At 60.6% G+C, this 24,837-nt stretch carries 20 protein-coding genes and 3 pseudogenes; 16 read left to right on the forward strand and 7 right to left on the reverse strand.

The window, feature by feature from the left end; translation table 11 throughout:
* Positions 1 to 41: 41 nt before the first annotated feature.
* The 3 genes and pseudogenes from BM222_RS29730 to BM222_RS29740 form a co-directional block, all read right to left on the reverse strand.
* A pseudogene (locus tag BM222_RS29730) lies at positions 42 to 1,144 on the reverse strand (IS630 family transposase).
* A 344-nt stretch (positions 1,145 to 1,488) separates the two neighbouring features.
* Complete coding sequence (locus tag BM222_RS42370; protein ID WP_244547309.1) at positions 1,489 to 1,653, reverse strand: hypothetical protein; 165 nt, start codon at positions 1,651 to 1,653, stop codon at positions 1,489 to 1,491.
* A gap of 242 nt (positions 1,654 to 1,895) precedes the next feature.
* On the reverse strand, positions 1,896 to 2,153 hold the full coding sequence (locus BM222_RS29740) for a hypothetical protein (RefSeq protein WP_092236178.1): 258 nt from the start codon (positions 2,151 to 2,153) through the stop codon (positions 1,896 to 1,898).
* A gap of 2,565 nt (positions 2,154 to 4,718) precedes the next feature.
* On the opposite strand from BM222_RS29740, the pseudogene BM222_RS43460 reads away from it, so the two are divergent.
* From BM222_RS43460 to BM222_RS29770, 6 genes and pseudogenes are all read left to right on the forward strand, one after another.
* Positions 4,719 to 4,901, forward strand: a pseudogene (locus BM222_RS43460) (IS3-like element IS426 family transposase); the annotation flags it as partial.
* Positions 4,902 to 4,977: 76 nt separating this feature from the next.
* Positions 4,978 to 5,505: a DDE-type integrase/transposase/recombinase gene (locus tag BM222_RS29750; protein WP_092236181.1), complete on the forward strand. Its 528-nt coding sequence runs from the start codon at positions 4,978 to 4,980 to the stop codon at positions 5,503 to 5,505.
* A gap of 131 nt (positions 5,506 to 5,636) precedes the next feature.
* On the forward strand, positions 5,637 to 6,575 hold the full coding sequence (locus BM222_RS29755; protein WP_177243551.1) for a helix-turn-helix domain-containing protein: 939 nt from the start codon (positions 5,637 to 5,639) through the stop codon (positions 6,573 to 6,575).
* A 112-nt stretch (positions 6,576 to 6,687) separates the two neighbouring features.
* A complete protein-coding gene (locus tag BM222_RS29760; RefSeq protein ID WP_092236186.1) occupies positions 6,688 to 7,932 on the forward strand; it encodes an acyl-CoA dehydrogenase family protein in 1,245 nt (414 codons plus the stop codon).
* A gap of 12 nt (positions 7,933 to 7,944) precedes the next feature.
* Complete coding sequence (locus BM222_RS29765; RefSeq protein WP_092236189.1) at positions 7,945 to 8,664, forward strand: SDR family NAD(P)-dependent oxidoreductase; 720 nt, start codon at positions 7,945 to 7,947, stop codon at positions 8,662 to 8,664.
* Between the two features lie 164 nt (positions 8,665 to 8,828).
* On the forward strand, positions 8,829 to 9,266 hold the full coding sequence (locus BM222_RS29770; protein WP_244547310.1) for an exonuclease domain-containing protein: 438 nt from the start codon (positions 8,829 to 8,831) through the stop codon (positions 9,264 to 9,266).
* 2,469 nt (positions 9,267 to 11,735) lie between these two features.
* Here BM222_RS29770 and BM222_RS29780 read toward each other — a convergent pair.
* Positions 11,736 to 12,209 carry an ATP-dependent DNA ligase gene (locus BM222_RS29780; protein ID WP_244547311.1) on the reverse strand — a complete coding sequence of 158 codons (474 nt, stop codon included), beginning with the start codon at positions 12,207 to 12,209 and terminating at the stop codon, positions 11,736 to 11,738.
* Positions 12,210 to 12,998: 789 nt separating this feature from the next.
* On the opposite strand from BM222_RS29780, the gene BM222_RS41430 reads away from it, so the two are divergent.
* Positions 12,999 to 13,151, forward strand: a complete 153-nt coding sequence (locus tag BM222_RS41430; protein WP_177243552.1) for a hypothetical protein — start codon at positions 12,999 to 13,001, stop codon at positions 13,149 to 13,151.
* Between the two features lie 212 nt (positions 13,152 to 13,363).
* On the opposite strand, the gene BM222_RS41435 is transcribed toward BM222_RS41430, so the two are convergent.
* On the reverse strand, positions 13,364 to 13,522 hold the full coding sequence (locus BM222_RS41435; protein ID WP_177243553.1) for a hypothetical protein: 159 nt from the start codon (positions 13,520 to 13,522) through the stop codon (positions 13,364 to 13,366).
* A 379-nt stretch (positions 13,523 to 13,901) separates the two neighbouring features.
* Here BM222_RS41435 and BM222_RS29790 point away from each other — a divergent pair, with 379 nt between their 5' ends.
* The 3 genes and pseudogenes from BM222_RS29790 (at position 13,902) to BM222_RS29800 (ending at position 15,448) form a co-directional block, all read left to right on the forward strand.
* Positions 13,902 to 14,711, forward strand: a complete 810-nt coding sequence (locus BM222_RS29790) for an outer membrane protein (RefSeq protein WP_092236197.1) — start codon at positions 13,902 to 13,904, stop codon at positions 14,709 to 14,711.
* Positions 14,712 to 14,781: 70 nt separating this feature from the next.
* On the forward strand, positions 14,782 to 15,078 hold the full coding sequence (locus tag BM222_RS43105; protein ID WP_349509886.1) for a helix-turn-helix domain-containing protein: 297 nt from the start codon (positions 14,782 to 14,784) through the stop codon (positions 15,076 to 15,078).
* A gap of 176 nt (positions 15,079 to 15,254) precedes the next feature.
* Positions 15,255 to 15,448: pseudogene (locus BM222_RS29800) on the forward strand (cold-shock protein).
* Positions 15,449 to 15,661: 213 nt separating this feature from the next.
* On the opposite strand, the gene BM222_RS29805 reads toward BM222_RS29800, so the two are convergent.
* Positions 15,662 to 15,874 (reverse strand): hypothetical protein, encoded by a 213-nt coding sequence (locus BM222_RS29805; RefSeq protein WP_092236198.1) that lies wholly within the window; start codon positions 15,872 to 15,874, stop codon positions 15,662 to 15,664.
* A 717-nt stretch (positions 15,875 to 16,591) separates the two neighbouring features.
* Complete coding sequence (locus BM222_RS42380; protein ID WP_244547319.1) at positions 16,592 to 16,801, reverse strand: hypothetical protein; 210 nt, start codon at positions 16,799 to 16,801, stop codon at positions 16,592 to 16,594.
* On the opposite strand from BM222_RS42380, the gene BM222_RS40375 reads away from it, so the two are divergent.
* From BM222_RS40375 to BM222_RS29840, 6 genes are all read left to right on the forward strand, one after another.
* Positions 16,703 to 17,035: a hypothetical protein gene (locus BM222_RS40375; protein ID WP_244547317.1), complete on the forward strand. Its 333-nt coding sequence runs from the start codon at positions 16,703 to 16,705 to the stop codon at positions 17,033 to 17,035. The genes BM222_RS42380 and BM222_RS40375 overlap by 99 nt on opposite strands.
* Positions 17,036 to 17,089: 54 nt before the next feature.
* Positions 17,090 to 18,115 (forward strand): ABC transporter permease, encoded by a 1,026-nt coding sequence (locus BM222_RS29820; RefSeq protein ID WP_092236207.1) that lies wholly within the window; start codon positions 17,090 to 17,092, stop codon positions 18,113 to 18,115.
* Positions 18,116 to 18,207: 92 nt separating this feature from the next.
* The gene (locus BM222_RS29825; RefSeq protein WP_092236210.1) at positions 18,208 to 19,233 is read left to right on the forward strand and encodes a sugar ABC transporter substrate-binding protein; all 1,026 of its coding nucleotides are present in this window, start codon (positions 18,208 to 18,210) and stop codon (positions 19,231 to 19,233) included.
* Positions 19,234 to 19,290: 57 nt separating this feature from the next.
* A complete protein-coding gene (locus BM222_RS29830) occupies positions 19,291 to 21,438 on the forward strand; it encodes an ABC transporter permease (RefSeq protein ID WP_092236213.1) in 2,148 nt (715 codons plus the stop codon).
* Between the two features lie 2 nt (positions 21,439 to 21,440).
* Positions 21,441 to 22,562 carry an SMP-30/gluconolactonase/LRE family protein gene (locus BM222_RS29835; RefSeq protein WP_092236216.1) on the forward strand — a complete coding sequence of 374 codons (1,122 nt, stop codon included), beginning with the start codon at positions 21,441 to 21,443 and terminating at the stop codon, positions 22,560 to 22,562.
* Positions 22,559 to 24,079, forward strand: coding sequence for a sugar ABC transporter ATP-binding protein (locus tag BM222_RS29840; RefSeq protein WP_092236219.1), 1,521 nt, complete (start codon positions 22,559 to 22,561; stop codon positions 24,077 to 24,079). The genes BM222_RS29835 and BM222_RS29840 overlap by 4 nt, the downstream gene beginning before the upstream one ends.
* Positions 24,080 to 24,837: the final 758 nt, after the last annotated feature.

Below are 24,837 nucleotides of genomic sequence, written 5' to 3' on the forward strand. Positions count from 1 at the left end.
GAGGCCGTCCACACCAGCACATGAAACCTAGTCACGTGAATCTAAAGTTCGCCACATAAAGTCTGCTGGGCTTTGTGGCAGAAGCGTTTGACAGAAGCCAAGATCTGGTCTGCGGACTTGGTCCATTTGAAGGGCTTCGGGTTATCATTGTGCCTTTCGATGAAGGTACGGATATCGGCCTCGAGCTGCCTGACGGAGGTGTGAACACCTCGCTGGATCTGCTTTCTGGTGAGTTCAGCGAACCAGCGTTCGATCTGATTGATCCATGACGCGGAAGTCGGCGTGAAGTGGACATGATAGTGCGGCCGGCGAGCGAGCCACGCTTTGATCCTGGGTGTCTTGTGGGTGGCGTAGTTGTCCATGACGATATGGACAGCGAGCCCCTCAGGGATTTGAGCGTCGATCTCTTTGAGGAACTTCAAGAACTCGATCGCCCGATGGCGCTTGTAGCATTTGCCAATGACGAAGCCGGAAGCGACATCGAGCGCGGCAAACAGCGTGGTCGTACCATGCCTCACATAGCTGTGCGTACGCCGTTCCGGCACCCCAGGCACCATCGGCAAGACCGGCTGCTCGCGATCGAGCGCCTGAATCTGGCTTTTCTCATCGATGCTGAGGACGAGCGCACGGTTGGGTGGGGATAGATAAAGGCCGACGATATCGCGCACCTTGTCGACGAACAACGGATCGCTCGACAGCTTGAATGTCTGGCTACGGTGCGGCTGCAAGCCGAACGCCGACCACATTCGGCGGATCGTGGTGTGGGAAAACCCAGTTTCCGCGACCGGATCGACCAGTGCGTCGCGTCGGCCGGCGTCGTCCGCAGCGTCCGCTCGATCACCGCGGCAACCTGATCGTCGTTGATGGTGCGAGGGCGGCCAGGTCGCGCTTCGTCAAGCAGGCCATCACAGCGATCCTTCAAAAACCGGCGACGCCACTTACCAACGGTATGTTCGTGAAGGCCGAGTTCGGCAGCTACGGACCTGCTTGCCAAGCCATCGGCACACCGCAGGATCGCACGGCATCGATCAGATAGCGACCCGGCTACCCGATGACGACGAACTTGCCTCTCCAAGTACGCCCGCTCCTGCGGACTCAGCAGCAACGGCGGGATCGGCCGGCCTTTCACCCCTGCATTCGCCACGAGCGCTCCCCTCTCTAGAGATTCGAGCGATCAACTAATGTCACGAACTTGCGTTCCAGATGACTAGTCCGTCGATCTACTCCTCTTCGATCACCAACTCCTTTCTGGGCCGCAAGTGTCGAGGCCGAGGAAGATCATATCGCTGATACCGGTCCCGACTACACTAACCGCAACGCCAGCTGCCGGTGGTGGCCTTCGTGTCGCTCGACAAAATCCTGCAGGGCCGACGGCACGTCGGCGAGCTGCAGGTCGAAGCGCCGGCGGATCTCGCGGGCAATGTCCTCCGAGACATCCTCTGACCAACGCTCGTGGGTGTTGAAGGCAATGACGCGGAGCGGGTCTTTCTACTCGCCCGCCATCAGGTCGGTGAGGACAGTCTCAAGGTTAGTTGCCTCGGCGTCGGCCTCGCGCCAAACGGCGCCAAGACGCCCCAGATCATCCTTCGCAAGGTAGACCGTCTGATCGTCGCCGGAGGGCACGATCGAGGGCGTCCGGCTGCTACGCGGCATACTCAAAACTCCACGCTTACTGACCCTGAAAAGATAGGTGCCGAAGGGTGGAATTGCGAATCATTGGCGTGGCTTCGCCCGGAGGACGCGGCCCCGGTTGGGGGGAGTCGAGACGTATGGACCGGGGCCGCTCCGCTAACCCCTGGGATGGGGCAGCACAGAACCATAAACCAGAGGTTTCGTCCTTCCAAGGGGCGTATCGCCGCGCTATTGGCGGCGAGTTCCGGGTTCCTATTGGCGGCTCAACAGGTCGGCAGCAATGTCACGTAAGTCCCACTCTCATGCCGCTCTAGCCAACCTTGTTCGATTGCGTAACGGATGCCGGCGCCGAACTCAGGCCCGGTGGTTTTGCGGGCCCGCTCTTCGAGAGAAACCGCGCGTTGATTCTTCTCGATGTGAGTGCGTCCGTCCTGGACCGCCTCTATGCGTTTTGCGAGCTCGATCAGCTTGCGCGCCGCGGTCTCTGGGTCGGGGTAAGGACGTTCGTTCATCAGCTTCATTGGATCAGCCCCAGCCGGAAATGCCGCTGAGCTATAGGCGTTTCTCAATTCACCGCGATGGCGTGCCCCTGGGGCAAGATGGCTTGCTCGGTACCGTTGCTGTCGGCGACAATGTGGAGCCCGCGTGCCGCACCTCGGGCAGATAAACCGTCTCGAGGAAAGGAGCGAGACCTCCAGCAGAGAAGTGGAGTCACCAACACCGTAGAAGTGCTGTGTCGATATGGCGCGGCCTTTCCTCAAGGCCAGCTCTCGATTATGCTCCGCATAATCCGAGCAAACATTCTCGCCCAATCCAAAGCTTTCTCGCGGGGCACTTGCCCTGGGCGCAGCCGTCGCGATGGAAGGTCGTCGAAATAGAAATATCGACTTCGGCGCCCATCAGTGCGGCACAGCTTCGTGCTTGAAAATGCGGACAGTCATCCCGCCATCGAAGCGCGCCGCCAACGAGAGTCAAGTTCTCAAGACGTAGTGGCTTGGAACGCGCGCGAGCTACTGTTTGTCGTGGGTGTGGAGAAGATCCGACGGAGCGGTTCTATATGGAGGGGCTAACGGACCCGCAGGGCTCACGGGCTATGAGCGAGTGCCCGTGGCGCCAATTTTTGAGCACGTGCCCGTTCCAACATTCATGGCGCTTTCGGCCAAGCGCCCCGGCTATCTCCGACGCGACACGGCGACGCGACAACCACCCGCCGCTCAGCCACTGTCCATTCCTTGGGCTTCGGTGATTTCACTTCCAAATGATCGATCCGGTCTCAGCCGAGCGACATTGGGAAATTTCCGGGTGGCGATTCTTGACTCGATGGTGCAGCCGGGAGTGTCATGCCGCGGCATGGGGCAGCATCAGCACGACATCGACGAGCTCGCGCGCATGGAGCGGCTGTGCCGGGATTTGGCTGAAGAGAGCAGGGTGCCTGGCGAGGCCGGCGCGTTGCTCGAGCTGGCCGAAAACTACGGTCGCGAGGCTACGAAAAGGACCGTGGTTGGGACCGTAGATTGCTCGCGGCGTAAGCGAAAAAGGTTGGCGATTTCAGTAAGGTTGACAGGACACCCCCCTCGCCGAAGGGCCCCCTCCTGTCGAAAGCCAAGATCTGCAGTTCGTCGACAATTCTGGCACTCGGCGAGTATGCAATTCAGGGTACGCGCGGTCCCCAGCCGAAAACTTGAAGGTAGCCCGCATCAACTGGTCGCATTTCAGTCGCGGTATGGCAGCGACTGGTGCGAACCATCGAACGAGCGGACCGGGGCACTCCTGATCTATGATGGTATTTGAACACACGCCCAACTCCAAGGCCGTAACGGCAGCATTGACCACGCCGGCAACGCTGATCAGTCGATTGACTCCGATAGGTGGCGAAATCGCCGAGAGCGCGAACGACTCAAATTTTTCTGTGAATTCAAGACCACAAAATTGCGGCGGGTATACCGTCGGCATTTGTCCGTCAGACTTGAAGAATTGTGCTTGCAAATCAACGACGATGCGCTGTCCGAAATGATAGAGTGGGAGTAGTGCGATGGGATCCTCTGGCGAGGCTTGGCGTAGTCTCGGCCGGGTAGTCTCGATGGCGTTGTCGTGAACCTGAACTTAGCCGATCAAGATCGGCATTCCACCGCATTTTCGCTGCCAGCGTACAATAGCGTATGATGGCGTGCGGAACGGCTGGGCATGCTTGAAAATCCCATGGCGGATGAGCGGCGGCTGTTGGCTGAGGCTTCCAACGGGAACGTGCTCCAACTCCTCAAATGATATCGTGAGTCTTATGCGGCGCTTCGCTTGCCGCCGGATCTAAGAAAACTGAACATTCAGGGCTGACAACCCGAGCTCGAAATCAGACGCCCAGGCCGGAGCGCATGCCAGCGATAGTGATGTAATCTGTCCCTTCGAGAGCACGAGCTGACCAAGCTCGGGGACGAGTCTGACTAGGCGTTTGCCTGAACACCAATCACACGGACCGATGCGCTTGGCTTGGCCGCGCTGCGGCGAGTCATTGAGCCCGATGGCGTAGTCACTCCTGATGATTGGCCACTGGCTGGCGCTAACGTCGGTGCCGGCTCGTTGTGACCATCTTCGCGGCGTGCGATCGTACAAGGCTCAATTGACGCTACGGCACAGCCCGGTCGCAGGTCGCGCCAGAGCTGCAGCCACGGCAATCCCGCGGTATCCCCACGAAAAGCCATGGTCGCCGCCTTTCCGCGCACGCTGCAGCACGCCTGAGTGCCGGCGGTGGGGTACAGCGAGGCCTGCTGTGGCTCCTCCTCTGGCACGGAGAGGGGGCCGGTCAGAGGACGGCCATCGAGCGCGATCATGCTCTGCTCGATCATCGGATAGCCGAAAGCGGTGCGGGCCGACGAGAATGTGGTCGCCGCGTCCGAGGTCCGGCGGCTGGAGGAACGGGTTCAAGACCTCGAACGCCTGCTGGGCCGCAAGACCATGGAGATCGAGATCCTCAAAGAGGCTCTTGATCTTGCACGGGTAAAAAACCGACCTTGCTGTCGCGATCGCAGGCACCGGAGGATACCCCGTGAAACGGATCGCAGAGACCCTCGGGGTGGCCCGTTCCAACCTGATTGAGCGAGCGGGGTGGCAAGCGTCCGAAGCGCGGTCCCCAGACCCCGCGCCGGGATGCGGAGCTCACGTCTGATATCTGTCGCCTGGTGGATAGCCGCCCAAGCTATGGATACCGGCGGATCGCCGCGCTCCTCAAGCGCGAGCGGCGATCCGCCGGCCACGACCCTGTCAACGCCAAGCGCGTCTACCGACTGAAGAGCGGCTTGTTGCTACCCGGCATACAGGGCGCCGCACCTCACGGGCCCAGACGGAACGATCATGACAAGCCGCTCCAACGAGCGTTGGTGTTCGGACGCGGTGGAATTCACCTGCTGGAATGGCGAGATCGTGCGGGTTGCCTTTGCCCTGGACAGCCACGATCGCGAGGTCATCAGCTGGGTGGCCACAACGGCTGGGATCTCCGGCGAGATGATCCGGGACATGATGGTCCACTGTGTCGAACAGCGGTTCGCCGACATCCGGGCTCCGCGCAAGGTGCAATGGCTGACCGACAATGGATCCATCTTCGCCGCCTATCGCACCCTTGAGATTGCCGCTGCCCTGAACCTCGAGCCCTGCTTCACGCCGATCGAAAGCCCCGAGAGCAACGGCATGGCCGAGGCGTTCGTCAAGAGCTTCAAGCGTGACTATGTTCGTGTGAACCCGATCCCTGACGCGAGCACCGCCCTGCAGCGGATCGACCAATGGATGGAGGATCACAACTCAGAACACCCGCACTTCCGGCTGGGCTACCGCTCACCGCGGGAGTACATTGCATCACTCAAACCAGCCGAGTGTCCGGTCTGACGGGGGTAACTCCAGATGTTTGCCCCCGCTTCCGGGTGAACACGAACTTGCCACCTGCCGGGAATTTGACCGCATATTACCCCGGCGATATCCTGTGCCGGCTGAACCCTTGCAATTCGTATGGGGTGCTCATGGAGTGGTCGACCAGACCGGGACGCGCGGATCAACCGTTTGGAAGCTGGGCGGACGACCTTGCCGCGGCATTTGTTCGCCTGGAGCCGCGAAGGGTTGCGGAAGAGCCGTTTCAAGGCGCCATTTCCAGAGCTGATGCGGCGCCGATCCAGGTCTCCCTGGTGAGCGCGACGCAGCATACGGTGGTTCGTCTTGCTTCGCATATATCCGGCAGCACCGACGATCTCTGTTTCATCAACCTCCAGATCGAAGGGCTCGGGCGCACCAGGCAACGCGACCACGAGCAGACCTGCGCGCCCGGTGACCTCGCAATTGCGGATACGACTGAGCCGTTCGAGATCGCCAACTGCCACAGCTTCAAGCTCTTCTGCTTTGCCGTACCGCGACGAATGCTGCCGAGCGGGCTGTTCGATCGTCCGCAACTCTATTTGTCCCGGACCGAAATCGGCCGTGCCCTGTCGAAGACGCTCGCCGGCTATGCCGAAATCTGTCTGGCGGACCATCGGGGGTCAATGACCTCGGCTGCGGTCGGCGCGCATGTGGTCGATCTGATCGCACACGCGCCTGCCGTGTTGGGCGATATGTCCGCCGAGCGCGTGCATGTCCCCGTCCTGCTGTCAATGATGATGGACCATATCGAACGTCACAGCGAGGATCCCGAACTTGGCGCGGCGGCGCTTGCCACGAAGTTCCGTTGCTCCGAGCGCTATGTGCATCGTCTCTTTGCCAGAACGGATCGCTCCGTCAACGAACGCGTCAATGAGCGGCGGATTGCTGCCTGCGCGCGCGTGTTGGTTGACCCCAAGTCCGCTTACAAGACCATAGCCGAAATTGCTTTTGCCGCGGGCTTTCGCGACATCTCGCATTTCAACCGTCTGTTCAAGCGCAGCCACGGTTTAGCTCCGCGCGAGTTTCGGCGTGCGAGCAACGCACCCTGACTGATCCAGTTCACTCCACGCCAAGAAATCGGACGCTGCCGTCCGAGATTTTCTTCTGATCCCGGGATAGCCATGGCCCGACGGTTGATATCCGGGATCAGAGGACATCGCCATGGCAATCGATTTCACGCTTACGACACAACAGCGGGATCTTCAGCGTGCGTCGCGCAAGTTCGCGAGGGAAGTGCTCAGCGAGGCCCGGCGCGCTGAGCTGCTGGCAACACCGGAAGAACGCTTTCTCGCGACCCGGCCCACCTATGAAGCTACGGTTGCGGCCGGCTATTTGCGCAAATGCATCCCGTCGCCGGCGGGTGGCGAGAATGCCGGCTTGATCGACATGGCGATCCTGGCCGAGGAATTCTACAGCGTGAACGCCAGCGTGACGCTGACGATGCTCGGCACCGTGCTCGGCTTGCTCCCGATTCTGCTCGGCGGCACGCCGGACCAGTGCCAGCGCCTGCTCGTGCCGTTCTTAAGGACGAGTGGTGCGCCGCTCGCCGGATTCTGCTCCAGCGAGCCCGGCGGCAGCGCAAATGCCGGCTCGCCTCCGCCGGGCGAAGGGGTTCGCACCACCGCGAGACGGGAGGGCGACACCTGGGTGATCAACGGCCGCAAGAAATGGGTGTCCTCGGCAACGGGCTGGAACCGCGGAGGCGCCGACGTCCTGTGTGTCGTGTGCCGAACCAATTCCGCAGCGCCCCCTAGTGAAGCGATCTCGATCATTGCTGTCGAGGGACCGGTCAAGGGCCTTGTGTTCGAACGCGCCATCGACACGATCGGCCATCGCGCGCATCTTGTGCCGCAGTTCGGATTGCAGAATGTTGCGACACCGCACCGCAATCTATTGGGTCAGGAGGGGGCCGGTCTCGCGCTTACGGCGGCCGCTTTCACGGGGACTGCGGCGCTCGTCGGCATCTTTGGCGTGGCACTCATGCGCGCGGCGTTTGAGTTCGCGCTTCAATTCGCCCGGACCGAAAAGCGCGGCGGCGTTCACCCGATCATCGAGCATCAGGCCGTCGGATATGCGCTGGCTGATGCCAAGACCACGATCGAGGCCGCACGCTATCTCAGCTGGCGGGCGTGTCACGCGGTCGATACGCAGTCGCCAGGGGCGGATGAATTCGCCATCGAGGCAAAAATCTTTGGCTCGGAAGCGGCAGTGCGCGTAATCACCGATCTTATGCGGGTGGTTGGCGTCGACAGCTACGATCACGAAGCGCCGTTCGCTCGTCTGCTCCAGGATGCGCTGGCACTGCCAATCTTCGACGGCGGCAATATTGGGGTGAGGCGACGGCAACTCCACATGATGCTTCGGCAAGGCAGCTACGATCCGCTTGCGGCAAGCGGCGCATCTTGAAGGGAGACGGTCATGGGCACAGAACGGAAAGTTGCCATCGTCACCGGGGCATCCCAGGGGATCGGCGCCGGGATTGCAAAGGCCTTTCGGCAGCGAAACTACGAGGTCGTCGCGACCTCTCGATCAATCAAGCCAGGCGTTGATGCCGACATGCTGGTCGTGCCGGGCGACGTCGGCGATTCCCAAACGGCGCAGCGCACGTTCAGCGCGGCGCTTGAGCGTTTCGGCCGGGTCGATACGCTGGTCAACAACGCCGGCATGTTCATGGCGAAGCCGTTCATCGCTTACACCCAGGCCGATTATCAGGCCTACCTCTCGACGAACGTTGAAGGGTTCTTTCACATGACACAACGGGCGCTTGAGCTCATGGGCAAGCAGGGGCGTGGCCATGTCGTCACGATCACGACGAGTCTCGTCGACCAGCCGATGAACAGCGTCCCGGCTGCTTTGGCATCGCTTACCAAAGGCGCCCTGAATGCGGCCACCAAGGCGCTCGCGATCGAGTATGCGAGCACGGGTGTCCGCGTCAACGCAGTCTCGCCGGGCATTATCAAAACGCCGATGCATCCGCCGGAGGCGCATCAAGCGTTGGCCGCGCTCCACCCGATGGGCAGGATGGGAGACATAGCCGACGTTGTCGATGCGGTACTTTACTTGGACGGCGCAGGGTTTGTGACAGGCGAAATTCTCCACGTCGATGGAGGACAGTCCGCCGGCCACCACCGCACCTAGAAGCAGGGGCGGTCGAAAACATTGTTCTTCGGCGGGCTTCCTGCCGATCGCCGATTGCGCTCCTGGCGAGCGGGCCTGGCAGCGAGGCTTGATTTCAGGCCAGCGCTTGAAGTTGCGAAGGCCTATATACAGAGCGCTCTCGAGCGCGTTGTGTGGAGATCGGATTGGCCCCACCCGGCAAAGGGCATTTTTGGCGCACCGAACGATGCGCTCTTGTTCGGACCAGCATGCACTTCGAAGCCGTAGTCCGTCCCGACAGAGAGATGGGAGCAGAGGCAATCAAGATCCACCGTTTGCGTCGGTCAGATGTCGAGTCAGCGCCAATCGTCTGGAAAGTTCTGCCGAGTTTTCTGCACTTCATCGGGACGCGTCTCCTGATCGGCTACTATGTCGATTTCGACATCGCTATGCTGGATAAGTACGTTCTCCCGCTGCTGGGTATCGAGCTGCCTAACAAGCGTATTGAAATTTCCCGGCTGTATTACGAGCGCAAATACGGCGATGCTCCGCCCAACACGTCAATCGACCTCTCGTTCGCTGCGATCCTCCGTGACCCCTGCATTCCTCTGCCGGAACAGCATGATGCTTTCGACGATGGATGATGACTGCGATGATGTTCTTGCAGTTACGCGACCTGGCCAAGCGGGGCGTGCGGATCGCGCGCCAACGCGCCAGCCCGGTTTTCAATCCGGCTGGGCGTGACCAGGACTCGGTGCGTCGGAGCCGGGATGTAGAGTGTTCGTTGCTGGCCGCGAAGCGGACGGAGGCAGTATGCTTAAGAAGCTGACCGGGTAGCTATTCTTCGCGTCGGAGTTAACGCGCCATTCATGAGATTGTCCGCGTGTTGCGAATGTAATCTGTGAGTTGCCGACGCATCTCGATGAGATCGAGCAATCCGTTGTTCACAAGGAGGCAAGGGAATTTTCGGAAATTTGCAGGCTGGTAGTGATTTTGCCGGCGGATCTCGCCAGCGCCGGTCGAAACGGTCCGGAAACACGATTAGGGCGCCGACGACATGAAGTTGAAGCCGAAAGGGCGAATGATTGCCTCCATCTCAAGGGACGGAGAGACATCTGTGACACACTATCGGAACGCCCGGGCTCTTGCTTTCACCGCCGCGCTGCTCATGGCCGCCATCGCGCTTATCCCGCGCCCGGTCAGCTCCGATCTCGGCGCCGGTTGGAAATGCAGTCAGAACGTTCTTATGACGAGCTGCCGACTGGCTCAGCAATGACCGATGGCACCGGCTCTAGCGGCACGGCCCGAGAGGCTCGTCGAGGGAATTTCATTGTTTCAGCCTCTCGTCTCCCTACCGACAATTGTCCTGCTCTGACGAGGACCGAACCTTTAGAAGCGCGATGGGGAACTAAAAATAGCTCCTCGGTCACGCACATCCCCGAGATTGATCCTGGTCTAACGGGAAGTCTGCAGTCCGACCGAACTGTTTGCTAGAAATCAACGCCAGAGCGAAGGCCGTTTAATTGACAGTGCTTGGAAGGGCGCTGCGGGCATGATTGTCTCGCTGGCCACAAGCGCGCAATCGTTGCATCTGAATACTCTACAGTCGGCCTGTTCGCCCAAGAACTTCATCGACTCCAAGCAGAACTCACACGTCCTGGTCGGATTGTCAGTACCGGAAAAGATGATTTTCATTATCTCCCTCCGCGAATGAGGACATAAGAGTCTGATTCGATGAGAAGTGTTAGACCTTCTTTCGGACGATCCTGCCGCTCGAGCGTTATGTCCGCCACATCTGACGGAGCTACACGGAAGACGGTGCACCTTGCCGTCACTCAGCGCCATATTCGAGGGTGGCTTCTTGCGGGGCGCTGGGGCGATGAATATGAAGCTGAACAGGGGTCGCCGGGTATTTGCTTTCAAGCGACGCACAGGCTCGGCTGCGGAATCCGCTGTTACGCGTTCTTCGATGATCCTGCTATCGGACTTGCTCTGAAAGCCCGCTATGAAATTTGGCAAGATGCATCGGTCTCCTAAGATTCTTCTTGAACCGCAGGGCGCCCACGCCGCACTTCATAGCCATTGAGAAGCGACGCACCTCATCTGCAGGTTGTGAGCACGATAGAAGCCTCTGGATCAACGACAACTTAACTCCTCTGGTAAGCTTGATGTCGGCGCTGCGCGTTATTTCTGAAACGCGACAGCAGCGCTTTGTTGTCCACAGTGTCGATCGCGACACACAATACCGACTCGACTCATCGTAGGCTTTGTTGCGTCTTCAGGGGCGCCTTTCCTCCAGCCTAAAGCCCGACGCCAATGCCGGGCTTTCCTTCGGTGGGTGTTCTGATTGGAATACATAGGGCTTGCCCGGCTCGCTCAGCAGGGGAAATACCGAGATGTCGGACCCAGGCACCGAAGACGAGGCCATTTCGTGTTACCGTCTCCACATTCTGGATGAACGAGGCGACTTAGTCGGCGCGGTAGAATTTGAATGCGCTAACGACGCGGTGGCAAAACGGAAAGCCCAAAAGGTATTGGCTGGCACCCCGGGGGAGCTTTGGCGACGTATTTCCGGAGGGCCCAGATACAGCTGAAGCGGGCACACATCGCGCCAATGACCAGCCAAGAGCGATCGATTAGATACCAGGGGTCCTGCGGCCTTTTCATTTCAGCTACATGTCTTGAGGGACGCGACCAACGCGAGGCTCTGCAGAACTGCTGCCATGACCATGTCCTCCCCAAAGCGGGGGCCACGCTCTGTTACATTCGGGCCTTTGCCCATGACTAGGCAAAAAGTTTTATCGAGGAGATCAATTGGATGGCGACAAAGCTCCGCTGACGACAATCTGTAAGTTGCGTTTGGCTTGTGGCGAATCCGAACCAGCAAATAACACTTCGACCAGATGCTCCAACTCGCCCGCTGGCCTCACAAATGTTAAAGCACAGGCAAGCAATTTTTGGAAATGGGGAGTGTTTGCCACCTACGCGGCGGCAGACCGCTCGGTCCCAGCTCGTTTTTCGATCCGGAAAAACCTCCAGGCTGGGGCCGATGTGGTCTACTCCCTTCCTGCCTGCAAGCTCACGGCCCGCCGGTTCAGCTGGAGGGCCACAGATTATAGCTCCCTTCCCATGGCTGGGTGGCTCCGATTCTTCACCTTGATCCAGTGCTTCTGCCGGCCGCCACGGTACGGCCGATCGCGATGCTTTGAGACCAGCCCTTCCAACCCCATGCGGCAGGCTGCTCGGAATAGATCGGGACCGATCTCGCCGCGCTCGAAAGGCGCGATGGTCATGCCGTCCGGACGGCGCGCCAAAAGCCTTTTCAGGTTGGTCTTGCGCAGGTGCAAGGGCAGGACGCGCAGATCATCGCCACCCATGGCGAGAATGTCGAAGGCGTAGAGCTGGACTTCGTGGTCGTGCTTGCGGGAGTGCAGCGCGTTAAAGTCGCTGATGCCGTCCACTCCAAAGATCACGGCCTCGCCATCTATCACAAACCTCTTTTGCCGATTCTTCAGCGCGGCCTCAGCAATCCAGGGATAACGCTTCGTCCAGTCGGTGCCGTTGCGCGAGAGCAGGCGCACGCGCACGCCGTGCCTCGGAGGGTAGGGCAAGCTGCACGTAGGCGCCTCGTGGCGTTGGCCTGGACGAAAGCCTCAAGCGCGGGCGAGAGAGCGAGCCTTTCATGAGCAGCGCGTTCGGCGAGCGCATCGGCGATGTCCTCGGTAGCATCGCGAGATCAGCCGTCGATGGCATTGCATGCGACAATCCTGAGCGGAGAGGCGTACTGGCGCGCGATGATGTCCCGCAGCACAGTCTCGCGATCCGTGTCATGCTCGTCGGTTTCGCGCCAAGCACAGCCGGCCCTCGCTCCAAAATCCTCAAGCACCAGGTAGATGTCACGGTCCAGGCGATCGGTTGGCACAATCGAAGGCGAGGCACGCATACGCTTACTGCGATACTCTGCGGAGAGACGGCCGCGGCTTGCAGGGGGCTAGGGGATATGGCCGGGGCCGCTCCCCCAGCTCGGTCGGCGAGCCAGCCAGACTCCCACGCTTATGCAGTGGCCTTTGTTCCTGACACTCTGACCGACAGGCGACGGGTGGGCACGGGCCCTGGCCTGTTTCCGACCGCACTCGGTGGCTGAGAGACCGATTGCGCTCCCGCCTGCATAAGCAGGCGGGGCCGCCTGCTCGACGAGCCGGGGCTGGAAATCCGAGCCCGAAGGCCATCAGACTAAACGCAGGTTCACTCACCCGCCCTACCCATGAGATGGATCAAGGCATTTGATCCCAACGAACGGTCGGGGCACACATCGTTTTGTTAGTATTCTAGTCTCCGAGATCTGCTAATGCGCTCCGCATGATGGGGACCGCTCTATGAAAGACATCATCGCTCACCTAAAGACGCTCCGCGCCAATATCGATGCGACGAGCTTGAGCGGTCGGCCAAAAGCGACATCAAGCGCAACGCTTTTCGCCGCACGGCAGCGCACTACAGGGTTCTGGCTGGCGAGCTGGAGCGCGCATTAGGCGAAATGCAGACCAGAGACGCCGCAGAGTAAGGCCGCCTCAGTGCTTTCAGGTCAAACCCGAGCGGCGCGGCCCGATATGCGACGTTGGATGCTGCACCCGCTGACCTGGACACTGACCGCGATCGCTCTCGCCGTCATGCTTTCGATGCTGATGCAGTAAGGCGGCAACTGAGGCGGCCCCTTGGTTTCACGGGAGGTTGTTGTTGTTGTCTATTGTGTCGCCAAAGGAATGCTGCCAGAGGCAAAGTTTTTAGCCTTAATCCCCGCAATGATCTGCGCTTCATTCGTGGGTACGGACATTCCGCCGCTGATTTGGTCGAGCTCAGCGATCGACAGTTCGAGAGTTTCGGTTCGCGCAATCTGCGTCATGTTCATTCTCCCTGCTTAACGCGGGGATTGCTTCCCGTTCGACCTGATATCGCAGGCTTAGACCGTATAATTCATCTGCGCCGTGGCGAAGGTCACACACTCCAGGGCGCGGGCTTCGGTCCCGCGCTTGACGCTCGTAGACTTTCGCGCTGGCGGCCCGGTCACATGGGATGTCCAATCTTTCTCCGGAGGCTTTTCGTACTATGCACGCCGCCAGGCATTAGGTTCCAACTGATTAATAAATATAAGGAATATTCGCCGTCCTTTGATCGCCGGTGTGGCAGGCCAGCTACAGCAACGTACGCGCGAGAGGCACATACTCTTGATCGGCAGGTAGGCGACGCGCCGATTCATAAACTGGTCATCTGGGGAGACTCGAATGAAGAAACTGACTGCGGCTGCGGCCGGGACACTAGCACTGGCACTGGGACTGGCAGCTCCTGCCAGCGCCGCCGATCTTGCAGCTCGACCGTACACCAAGGCGCCGACGCCAATGGTCGCGACCATCTACGACTGGAGCGGATTCTACATCGGCATCAACGGCGGTGGCGGCTCCGCCCACACCTGCTGGGACTTCGTCGACACCACCGGTGCCGTGACCGGAGTCCCCGGCGCTCTTGCGAGAGAAGGCTGCCACAACGCAACGGGCGGCACGGTCGGTGGTCAGATCGGCTACCGCTGGCAGTCCGCCAACTGGGTATTTGGCCTCGAAGGTCAGGGCAACTGGGCTGACTTCAGTGGCGACAATGTCAGCGTCGTGTTCCCCGGCAGCGCGCTAGTGACGGGCGACCGTAATCGATCGCGGATCAACTCCTTCGGCCTGATCACCGGTCAGGTGGGCTACGCCTGGAACAACGTGCTGTTCTACGTCAAGGGCGGTGCGGCGGTGGTTGGCGATAGATATGACATCTACGCTGCCGCTGGCACGCCCGGTGCTGGGACACGGCTCGCAACTGCAGATGACACCCGTTGGGGCGGGACAGTGGGCGCCGGCCTCGAGTTCGGGTTCGCACCAAACTGGTCGGTCGGTTTGGAGTACGACCACATCTTCCTGAGCAATCAGAACAGAACGCTCACAACCGTTCCCGGGGGCTTCCCCTTCCAAACCGACCGTATCAGCCAGGATGTCGACATGGGTCTCGTGCGTCTGAACTACAAGTTCGGGGGCCCGATCATCGCCAGGTACTGAGTCGCATTGTTCGAAATAATCGTAAGGCCGGCTCCGATGAGCCGGCCTTTCTTTTTTGGAGATTGAAGTGATGAAAACGTACCGGCCAGTCGTCCCTTCAAAGCTAGCTGCCGAGCTAAAGAAGGCCTTCGCTTCGGCTGAGCCCCACACAATTTGCAAAGCCATGGAAAGGCACTTGGCGATTTTCAATATCGCTGAAATGGCAAGGGAGACGGGCTTACAGGGGCTCTATCGTGCCTTTCAAACGCACACGAAACTCCCGAATTTTACTACTATCCTCGCAGTGCTCATGGCCATGGGGTTGCACCTCCAAGTAGCGCCCCATTGCAAGCCGTCCAAAGCAGGCAGTATTCGCCCGAAGACCTAACGCGGTTTGTTAACAGCCTTAGCGCACCGGTCGCCTTGGGGGCAGCCTGGCAGCTCAGTTGGCGGCGCCTGCGCTCCAATGCGTGATCTGGCTTGCTGCTATGTCCGGAATCGAACAATCAGTTTCGATGGCCAGGTTATGCTCGATTTCCCGATAATCCTTTTTGATTCGGAGATATGGACGGGGCGATGGGTAAGGTGAAGTGGTTCAACGGGTTCAGCCTGATGACGGCAGCTCAGACGTCTTCGTGCACATCAGCGCCGTCGAGAAGGCCGGCAATTCGGGCTTGGCTGAAGGCACGCGGATCAGCTACGAGCTGAGGGCGGGTCGGTCCGGAAAAATGTCAGCGGAAGATCTGAGGATCGGCTGACGCGAGTTAAAGGCTGAACCACTTGCTCGCGAGGCCGAAGCGGCAGCCCGGAAGCACAAAATGCCCCGCTCTCCGAATGTGCCGCTTTGAATGTGCCGCTTTCCGCTGACGGAGCCGACATGCTAACGAAGCATCTGCGGTCGGTGCCCGCCGATTGCCAATAATCTCAGTCAAACTCCCGCCGGCTTACAAGGTCGGCGGGTTACTTTTGGGCTAGCCGTCTCGGCAACGAATGCCAAAGTTGTCGCAAGTGAGCGCGAAAACCTCTTTCGCCTTCGCATCTTCAAAACAGAAGCGTGTGCCGACTTCGGCCCGATCGGTCCACCAGTTGATCTGTTTTCCTTTTGCGATCCGTGAAGCTTCTCCGCGCAACAGGTCCAATTGTCTTCCGGCTGCGTGGACGATCAGGCAATATTCATTCGGCATGCAACTCCACCCCTAAATGGAATTGGGAGAGCACGAAGGCCGCAGCTGCAGCTGCGGCCCGCGCACGGTCAAAAGAACCGGGTCAAAACGATCTAGTGAAATATGCACCAGCCCCGGTAGCACCAATAAAACATTTCATTGTTTCAGCTGTGTTTCTTCGCGCGAAGAAATGGTGTTCCCTTTGGGGAACTTAGTAAGTGTGGCAATGGCGCCTCACCGATTGGCAAAAAAAGACCGCTGCCCCTACCGGCAGCGACTCGATTGGGGTTTTCAGACATTCAAGCCCAAATGTCTTTGTCCCGGACTGTCCCGAATATTTTCCCAATCCATTCGGTTCCCGCTAGTCGGCGGTTCAAAGGATCAAGTACGGGCAATGTCCAGCAAGTCACTCACTGGGGGCAGCAGTGTACGTAGGTGCCGCTCTCGGTCCTTAGCCAGGCGGAAGGTAGCCGCCCTTCGGCAGCTGCTTCACCGACTTAGGCCGGGCTATGCCGGAAGATGTACGCAAGAACAATGGCTCAGTTCGTACCCTCGCAAGTCAGGTAACATCGCTGGCGACCCGACCAAGCACCTTTAGGCCGTCTCAGTATGGATCACGCCGCATGAACCGTCTACGCGAAGAGCAAGCAGAGCAGGCACTGGCCCGATGTTTCGCAGCGCTCGCCCGGGAATATGCTTACGCATGGACGCCCAGTACCGGCGTTGGAAAAGAAGCTTCTATCGCAGCTCCGAAGCCTTGAACCTGACTTCGTAAAAAGCCGCCAAACCGGGGCGGCTTCTACGGTCGCGATCCTCGGCGGCCTCGATGCGGTCGTGTTGTGCGGCGGCATCGGCGAGAATGCCTCTCGCATCAGTGCGCGGATCTGCGAGGATTTCGAATGGCTCGGCCTGGAGATGGACCACGCCCGCAATGATCGCGCGCCACACCGCGCGGCTTCTCGCCGGTTCGCCGTAGGAGTCGCGACTATCATTGCGCAAAAGCTATGCAGGCGGAAGCTGCAACATTGCAAAATGCCGTTCCATGGAAATCGGCGCGTTGGAATTGCTAATCAAGTCTGTAAAGGTGACAGTCCATCGCCTGCATCCCGGAGGTCGCAACTTCAAACGCTGTTTGAAAGATCGCGAGGAGGTGATCAACCGCAGCTTGCGAAATGTATTTGACGAGGCCTGAAAGCCGCTTCAAACTCTCGACAAAATAAGTGTTGGAGGAAACGAATGCGGTGGCCCCTGGCATCGCGCAGCCTTGCCGTTCCTGAGACCGCTCCGCGCATTCCCTTCAATATCCCAAAGCCAAACCAGGAGCAGATCGTGCTCCTGATCACGATCGTGCTGCTCGTCGTGTTCGGTTTCACGCTAAGCGGCTTTGCCACCGTCTCCAACCTGCTCAACCTGTTGCGCAGTATTTCCATCCTGGGCGTGCTCGGCCTCGGCATGGGGCTGATCGTGATCAGCCGCGGCATCGACCTAAGCCAGGTCGCCACCCTGGCAGGCTGCTGGGCCATTGCCCTGATCGAGATGCAGCGCGGCGTGCCGGTCGGCGCCGCCGTCCTCCTCGCGCTCGCTATCGCGCTGCTGATCGGCGTCACCAATGGCGTCATGGTCGCCTTTGTCGAGGCGCCGCCACTGTTCGTGACGCTGGCCGCCGGCTTCGTGATCTATGGGCTGGCGTTCTGGTTGGCGCCGGCCTGGGTGGTCTACGCGCCCAAGGATGCAGCAGGGCTGATGTTCGCCGGCGCCGGGCGCCTGTTCGGCGTTCCCGTCCCGATCCTGGTGTTCGCCGTTTCCGCGATCGCCATGCATCTGTTCCTGTCGCGCACCTCGATCGGCCGCTTCATCTATGCGCAGGGCGATAATCCCGAGGCCGCGCGGCTCACCGGCATCCCGCTGCGGCCGCTGATCGTGCTCGAATATGCGCTGGTCGCCTTCCTCGCCTGGCTCGCCGGCCTCGTCTGGGTCGGCACCACCGGCAGCATGCAGATGGCGATCACGCAGGGCACGATGATCTTCGACGTGGTGCTGGTCGTCGTCATCGGCGGCATCAGCCTAATCGGCGGACGCGGCAGCGTATTCTCGGTCGTGGTCGGCTGCATCCTGATCGGCACGCTACTGAATGCGTTCACCATCATGGATGTCAACAGCGAAGTCCAGAACATCATCAAGGGCGTGGTTCTGCTGGCAGCCATCGTGCTCGACAATTTTCTGCATCCGCGGGACGAGGAAACAGCGCGGCAGGGAGACTGACGAGACTTACTCAACGAAGTAAAACCTAACGAGCCAAAACTTAACGAGGAAAGCCGCCAAGGCATCCCGTCCCATCAACAAAGGAGGAACCCATGAAGATCAGGACACTCTGGACGATCGCGATCACAGGCGCTGCGCTGGCCGCGCTGCCATCCCTGGTGCTCGCGCAGGAGGAAGGCGGCACCAAGACCGCGCGCGAGCTCCGCGCCTCCTATGACAAGGCGTTGCAGGGCAAGACCATCGCCTACCTGCCGATCGCGCTCGGCGTTCCCCTGTCCGACGAATGGGGCAGGGTGGTGCAGGAAGAGGCGGAGTGGCGCGGCATGAAGTTCATTGTCCGCGATCCCAACAACAATCCGTCGGCGATGCAGCAGGCGCTCACCGCGCTGGTCGACCAGAAGCCTGACGTGCTGATCGTGCAAAATCCCAGCGTCACGCTGCTGATGAAGGACCTGAAGCGCGCTGAAGTGCAGGGCACGTATGTCATCCAGATCAACATGTCCTCGAACTACAAGTCGGGCGCCTTCGTCGGCGCGGACTGGCGAGAGATCGGCAAGATGCTGGCTACCGAGGTTGTCAAGGCCTGCGGTACCGGGTCCGGCAAGTCCGGCAAGGTCCAGATCGTGCAGGGCGAGTTGACGGCGGCGGCGAGCGTCGACCAGGTCGGCGGCATCATGGAGGTCCTCAACAAGGATACCAACATCAAGGTGGTGTCGAACCAGGCTGCCAACTGGGACGCCAATACCGCGCTGAACATCACCGCAACCGTGATCCAGCAGCATCCGGACCTCTGCGCCTCGATTGGGTTCTGGGGCATCATGGAATCCGGTGCCGCGCAGGCGATCCGCAACGCCGGCAAGATCGATGACGTCAAAGTGTTCGCGTCGGGCGAGGGCTCCTCGCTCGATTGCGACCAGGTGAATTCCGGCAATTTTTACAAATTCCTTAGCTACAAGGCGACCGAACAGGGCCACGATCTGATGTTTGCGGCCGAGACGCTGCTGATGTCCGGCGAAAAGCCCGGCACGAAGAATCTCGAATATTACACACGCCCGATCTGGCTCGATAAGAGCAACGCGTCGGGTGCGAACTGCTTCGCACTTCCCAAGAAGAGCTGACGCGAATCTGAGCCGGCGTGCGCGGTTGCACGCCGGCTGCTTGGGAGTGCTACGACCATGTCCACGATCGAGGCCTTTGCCGAATCCCTTACGCAATCGGCGCGGCGGTTCTCGCCACGCCTGCTGCTCTCCGAGTTGCTGCTGAAGCAATGGTTTGAGCCGGTCGTCCCGTTCACGGTGATGATCGGGCTCTGGCTGTATTTCGCGCTGACGATCCCGGATTACGCATCGGTGCAGAACGGGTTGTCGCTGCTGCGTCTCTTCGCCGAGTTCGGGTTCGTGGCGCTGGCGATGGGCTTTTGCCTCATCAGCGGCGGCATAGATCTGTCGGTCGGAGCCATCTTTGCGCTCTGCAATTTCGCCGCGCTGTTCTTCCTCCTTGTGATGGAGTGGCCAGTTGGCCTCGTCGTGGTCGCGACGCTTTGCGTCGGAGCCGCGCTCGGCAGCATCAACGGCCTCCTGATAGGCTTCCTGAAGACGCGGCCGTTTCTGACGACTCTGGTGACGCTGATCATCCTGCGTGCCTCGGTTAACCTGCTCAACACCGGCTATGCGCAGGTGTTCGCCACCAATTCGGTCGACAGCGATGCCTGGGACTTCATCGGCACTGGCAGCGTGCTCGGCGTTCCTGTCAACGCGGCAGCGCTATTCGCAGTGCTGCTGATCTGTCACATTTTCCTGTCGCGCTCGCGCTATGGCTGGCATCTGACCGCGATCGGCGCCAGCCGCAAGGCGGCGCGGCATGCCGGCATCCGCGTCCGGCTGATGCTGTTCCTGACCTACGTGCTGTCGGGCTCGCTGTGTGCGGCGAGCGGCATCTTCTATGCCGCGCGCCAGGCCTCGACCGATTCGACGACCGGCGTCGGCTGGGAATTCCAGGCGCTGACCGCGGTCGTGCTGGGCGGCATCTCGCTTGCCGGCGGCAAGGGCACGGTGTGGCGGGCGATGATCGGCGCGCTGATCGTGTTCCTCCTCATCAACGGCCTCGTGCGGATGGGCATCCCCGGCTACGTGACATCGGCGGTCACCGGCATGATCCTGCTCGCCGCCGTTGGCATCGACGTCAAATGGTCGAAGAACCGCGGCAAGGCGATCCAGAAGATCTACGTCAATCCCGCCTATGTGGCGTTCTCCCCCGCGCCCTCCGTGCAGCGCGGCTCGGCCTCACCCTTTGCCCAGAACGACCGCTTGATTCACGCCCAGGCCATCGGCCTCGACCAGGTCGAGGGGCCCGAAGATGTCATCGTCGACCGCCAGGGCCGCGTCTACGGCTCGACCCGCGACGGGAACGTGATCCGCTTTTCAGGAGAGAACTTGGAACAGCGCGAGGTATTCGCCCATATCGGCGGCCGCCCGCTTGGCATGCAGTTCGACCGCGACGAGAACCTGATCGTGGCGGTTGCTGGCATGGGCGTCTATGGCGTCGCCCCGGACGGCCGCGTGTTCAAAGTCACCGACGAGACCAACCGCACCTGGTACAAGCTCAATGACGATTCCCGCCTCCGCATGGCTGATGATCTCGATATCGCGCCGGACGGCAAGATTTATTTCAGTGATTGCACCACGCGCTACGAGATGACGACCAACACGCTCGACATTCTCGAAGCGCGGCCCAACGGTCGCGTGGTCTGCTACGATCCCAAGACCAGGACGACGCGTACCGTCATCAATCACTTCTACTTCCCCAACGGCGTGTGCGTGTCCCATGATGGACAATCAGTGCTGATCGCGAGCACCTCTCTCTGCAAAATCTTCCGCTACTGGATCGAGGGGCCGAAGAAGGGCAAGACCGAGGTCCTGATCGACGAGCTTCCGGGCAATCCCGATAACATCAACCGCGCCTCCGACGGCAATTACTGGCTGGCGCTGGTCGGCATCCGCACGCCCACCTTCGACCTCTCGGTACGCAAACCCGGATTCCGCTTACGCATGGTCAAGCAGGTGCCGACCGATGAGTGGCTCGCGCCGGCGCTCAATCACGGCTGCGTGCTGAAGTTCAACGAACGGGGCGAAGCGCTGGAATCCTGGTGGGATCCGACCGGCATCTCGCATTCGACGCTAACCTCTATGCGCGAGCACAAGGGCTATCTCTATCTCGGCGGCCTCGAGAACAATCGTATCGGCCGCATCAAGCTCGATGGTGTCGACGAGAGCTGGACCGGATACGACGCCTACTGGGGCGACAAGAGCAGGGTCAGGGGATAGCGATGGGATTCTTCGATCATCTCCTGCGCGATATCCGCAGCGTCATCGACCGCGATGGCGGCGAGAACGCGATCCCGCCGCTCGACGGAGCGTTGAGCCCCAACGACCGGCTGGATGGCGCGACCGTCGTCGGCGAGCCCTTGCCTGGGGTGGACGACGTCGTCGCGGCACCCGACGGATCGATCTTCGCCTCGGCTGGGCGACAAGTGCTGAAGCTCTCAGGTGCGGGTTTTGCGACGCGGACGCTGATCGCCGAATTCGACGGCGATGTGGGTGGACTTGCGGTTCACCCCGACAGCCGGCTGCTCGTGTGCGTGGCCGGTCGCGGCCTTACGGCGATCGATCCGGCCAAACCCGATCCGGTCTGGCTGCAGTCCGCGGACGGCCGCCCTATAGTCGGGCTGTTGTCGGTGGTCGCGCATCCCGATGGACGCATTTTCGCGGTCGAAGGCACCGCTGGCCGCACGCCGGACCAATGGCGGCGTGACCTGATGGAAAGGCGGGGCCAGGGGAGGCTGATCGCGTGCGGGCCCGATCTCGGGAAAGCCGAGGTGCTGCTGCGCGATCTGTCCTATTCCTGCGGCATTGCGGTGTCCGCCGACGGCAAGAGCCTGTGGCTCACCGAGAGCGGAGCGTATCGCTTGAGCCGCTTCCCGCTCGCCGCAAGCGCGCTGGGGCAGGGCGAAATCGTCGCCGGCAATCTGCCGGGCTACCCTGGCCGGCTGCATCCGGATGGTCGCGGCGGCTTTCTCCTCGGCCTATTCGCGCGGCGCACGCATCTCATCGAATTCGTGCTCAAGGAGGACGATTTCCGCGAGGAGATGATGCGGACCATGCCGGAAAACTATTGGATCGCGCCGGCCCTGGCCGGCGGTTCAGATTGCCTCGAGCCGATGCAGATCGGTGGCGTCAAGGCGCTCGGCATACAAAAACCCTGGGCGCCGCCGCGATCCTATGGATTGCTCGTGCATCTGGATAGCGAGGGCGAAGCAACTGACAGCCTGCACAGCCGTGCCGGCGGCCGCTTCCACGGCGTCACTGCGGCCTGCGCGACGCCGCAAGGCGTGGTCATCGCCGCCCGCGGCGCGGGATGTCTTCTGCTCCACACGGGAGAGTTCCGATGAGCGACGGCGCAAACCTCGTCAACCCCGCCGAGGCGGTGCTCGAGATCGTCGGCGGCAGCAAGATCTATGGCGGCGTGCACGCCATCGAGGGTATCAACTTCAATCTTTATCCGGGCGAGGTTCATGCCCTGGTCGGCGAGAACGGCGCCGGCAAATCGACGCTGTGCAAGGCGATTGCGGGGGCGATCCAGCTCACCTCCGGCGAATACCGGCTCGATGGCAAGCAGGTGAAGCTCGAACAACCGCGCGATGCTCTGAACGCCGGCATCTGCATGGTCTATCAGGAGACGAGCCTGGTGCCGACCATGACGGCGGCGCAGAATATAGAGCTCGGCAACGAAAAGCTGCTGACGCGCTTCCGCACCCTCAACATCCAGGCACAGCAGCTGCTGCAATCGCTCAATTTCCACGTCGACCCGGCGACCCCGGTGGCCATGCTCGGCACCGCCAAGAAGCAAATGGTCGAGATCGCGCGCGCGATCTACAACAAGGCGCGCATCATTATCTTCGACGAGCCGACCGCCTCGCTTACGCCAGAGGAGATCGTCCATTTCTTCCACCTGGTGCGCGACCTCCGCGCCCGCGGCGTTTCCATCATCTACATTTCGCACGCGCTGGAAGAATCCTTGCAGATCGCCGATCGCATCACGGTGCTGCGCGACGGACGGCACGTGATCACCGCGCCGGCAAAACAGCTCAGCCGGAATAGCCTCGTTCAGCATATGGTCGGGCGCGAGGTGGCGCAGGCGGTCTATGGCGGCAGCAAGAAAACTCACCACCGTCGCGAGAAGGTGCTGACGGTTGAGAACGTCACCATGGGCATGGCGGTGAAGAACATGTCGTTCTCGGTTTATGCAGGCGAGGTCGTCGGCATCGCCGGCCTGATCGGCTCGGGCCGCACCGAGATTGCCAAGGTGATTTATGGTGCGCTCAAGCGCAATTTGATCAATGGCGGCATCATCCGCCTGCGCGGAAAGCCGATCCGTTACCGGGTGCCGCGCCAGGCCATCAACGACGGCATCGCCTACATCACCGAGGACCGCAAGGCCAACGGCTTCTTCGAGACCATGGTGGTCGATGACAACGTCTATCTCGGCAAGCTCGCCACCAAGGGCGGCTTCAGCTTTCTGCTTTCGCGCGCCCGCCGCGGCAAGCTCGCGACCTATTGGGTCGACCGGCTCAAAATCAGCGCCCTGCAAAGAAAAGCCAAGATCATCGAGCTCTCCGGCGGCAACCAGCAGAAGGTCGTACTGGCAAAAACGCTGGTGCAGGATCCATCGATCATCATCTTCGATGAGCCGACACGCGGCGTTGACGTCGGCACCATCCCGCACATCCACGCCGAGATCCGCCGCCTCGCGGACGAGGGCAAGGCGGTGGTCGTGATCTCATCCTATCTGCCGGAAGTGCTCGCCGTCTCCGACCGCATCCTGGTCGCCCGGACGGGGCGCATCGTCGCCGAGTTCGATTCGGCGGAGGCCACGCAGGACAAGATTCTCTACGCGGCGGTGCATTGAACAGCGAGACCACGACCGAGGCTCGGGGCAGCAGCGAACCGCAATGCTGACGCGAGACGCGCGGCAAACTCGCCTTTACATTTCGCTCCTAACGTTCGCCCCAGTGCAGGCGGTAAAGATATCCCCCAAGTCTGGATGACATACGCCGAATAGGCGAGCCTCTGCGGCTGCAGCCCGTGCGAAGCAAGATTGCGCGCCATCCAGCAGTCGCTCGACCGCCTGAGGAGCCATGATGGCGCAACCCGAGTGAAATTGGACCTAGCGCGCATTGTCCCCATCGCTCCATCGACCGCCGGTGACCGCGACGCGCTTGTTGCTCTTTGCTACTTTCCGTTCTCCGAGTTGGCCGCCGATCGCCTGCGACCGGCGGCCATATAACCAGCGCTGCCCGAAAGGCTGCGCTGCAGAACTCAACGCTGAGTGCAACTGAGCTCACGAATCTAGTCGCAGAAGCATAGCGTCGGTGGGCCCAAGAGCAGGAACGCCGATTGGAGGTTGGGACTCCCAAAGGCGGCAAACAACCGGAATTCAAGTTTCTGCAAAATTCACTGAAAGCGCGGGCCCACCAACCTTCTCTCCGTCGCTTCTCGCTTGCATCTGCTGGCCCGAAGTAGGGCAGCAGAATTAGGTAACCGATTGCCGCTGCCGCGCTTCGGCGAACCGGTGTCGATCGGATAGCAGCGCTGGCCCAGGTCTGAAACGGACGAGCGTCAAGTATAGATTCCCAGAGCAGAAAGCGGCCTGAGTGCCTGAAAGGA

The sequence above is a fragment of the Bradyrhizobium sp. Gha genome (genome assembly GCF_900113735.1).
Classification (GTDB): Bacteria; Pseudomonadota; Alphaproteobacteria; order Rhizobiales; family Xanthobacteraceae; genus Bradyrhizobium.

Bases quoted from the DNA above. Each gene is read 5' to 3' on its own strand.
- BM222_RS42370 (WP_244547309.1), bottom strand. From the start codon at position 1,653: ATGCCGCGTAGCAGCCGGACGCCCTCGATCGTGCCCTCCGGCGACGAT.
- BM222_RS29740 (WP_092236178.1), bottom strand. From the start codon at position 2,153: ATGAAGCTGATGAACGAACGTCCTTACCCCGACCCAGAGACCGCGGCG.
- BM222_RS29750 (WP_092236181.1), top strand. From the start codon at position 4,978: ATGACAAGCCGCTCCAACGAGCGTTGGTGTTCGGACGCGGTGGAATTC.
- BM222_RS29755 (WP_177243551.1), top strand. From the start codon at position 5,637: ATGGAGTGGTCGACCAGACCGGGACGCGCGGATCAACCGTTTGGAAGC.
- BM222_RS29760 (WP_092236186.1), top strand. From the start codon at position 6,688: ATGGCAATCGATTTCACGCTTACGACACAACAGCGGGATCTTCAGCGT.
- BM222_RS29765 (WP_092236189.1), top strand. From the start codon at position 7,945: ATGGGCACAGAACGGAAAGTTGCCATCGTCACCGGGGCATCCCAGGGG.
- BM222_RS41430 (WP_177243552.1), top strand. From the start codon at position 12,999: ATGAAAGACATCATCGCTCACCTAAAGACGCTCCGCGCCAATATCGAT.
- BM222_RS41435 (WP_177243553.1), bottom strand. From the start codon at position 13,522: ATGACGCAGATTGCGCGAACCGAAACTCTCGAACTGTCGATCGCTGAG.
- BM222_RS29790 (WP_092236197.1), top strand. From the start codon at position 13,902: ATGAAGAAACTGACTGCGGCTGCGGCCGGGACACTAGCACTGGCACTG.
- BM222_RS43105 (WP_349509886.1), top strand. From the start codon at position 14,782: ATGAAAACGTACCGGCCAGTCGTCCCTTCAAAGCTAGCTGCCGAGCTA.
- BM222_RS29805 (WP_092236198.1), bottom strand. From the start codon at position 15,874: ATGCCGAATGAATATTGCCTGATCGTCCACGCAGCCGGAAGACAATTG.
- BM222_RS29820 (WP_092236207.1), top strand. From the start codon at position 17,090: ATGCGGTGGCCCCTGGCATCGCGCAGCCTTGCCGTTCCTGAGACCGCT.
- BM222_RS29825 (WP_092236210.1), top strand. From the start codon at position 18,208: ATGAAGATCAGGACACTCTGGACGATCGCGATCACAGGCGCTGCGCTG.
- BM222_RS29830 (WP_092236213.1), top strand. From the start codon at position 19,291: ATGTCCACGATCGAGGCCTTTGCCGAATCCCTTACGCAATCGGCGCGG.
- BM222_RS29835 (WP_092236216.1), top strand. From the start codon at position 21,441: ATGGGATTCTTCGATCATCTCCTGCGCGATATCCGCAGCGTCATCGAC.
- BM222_RS29840 (WP_092236219.1), top strand. From the start codon at position 22,559: ATGAGCGACGGCGCAAACCTCGTCAACCCCGCCGAGGCGGTGCTCGAG.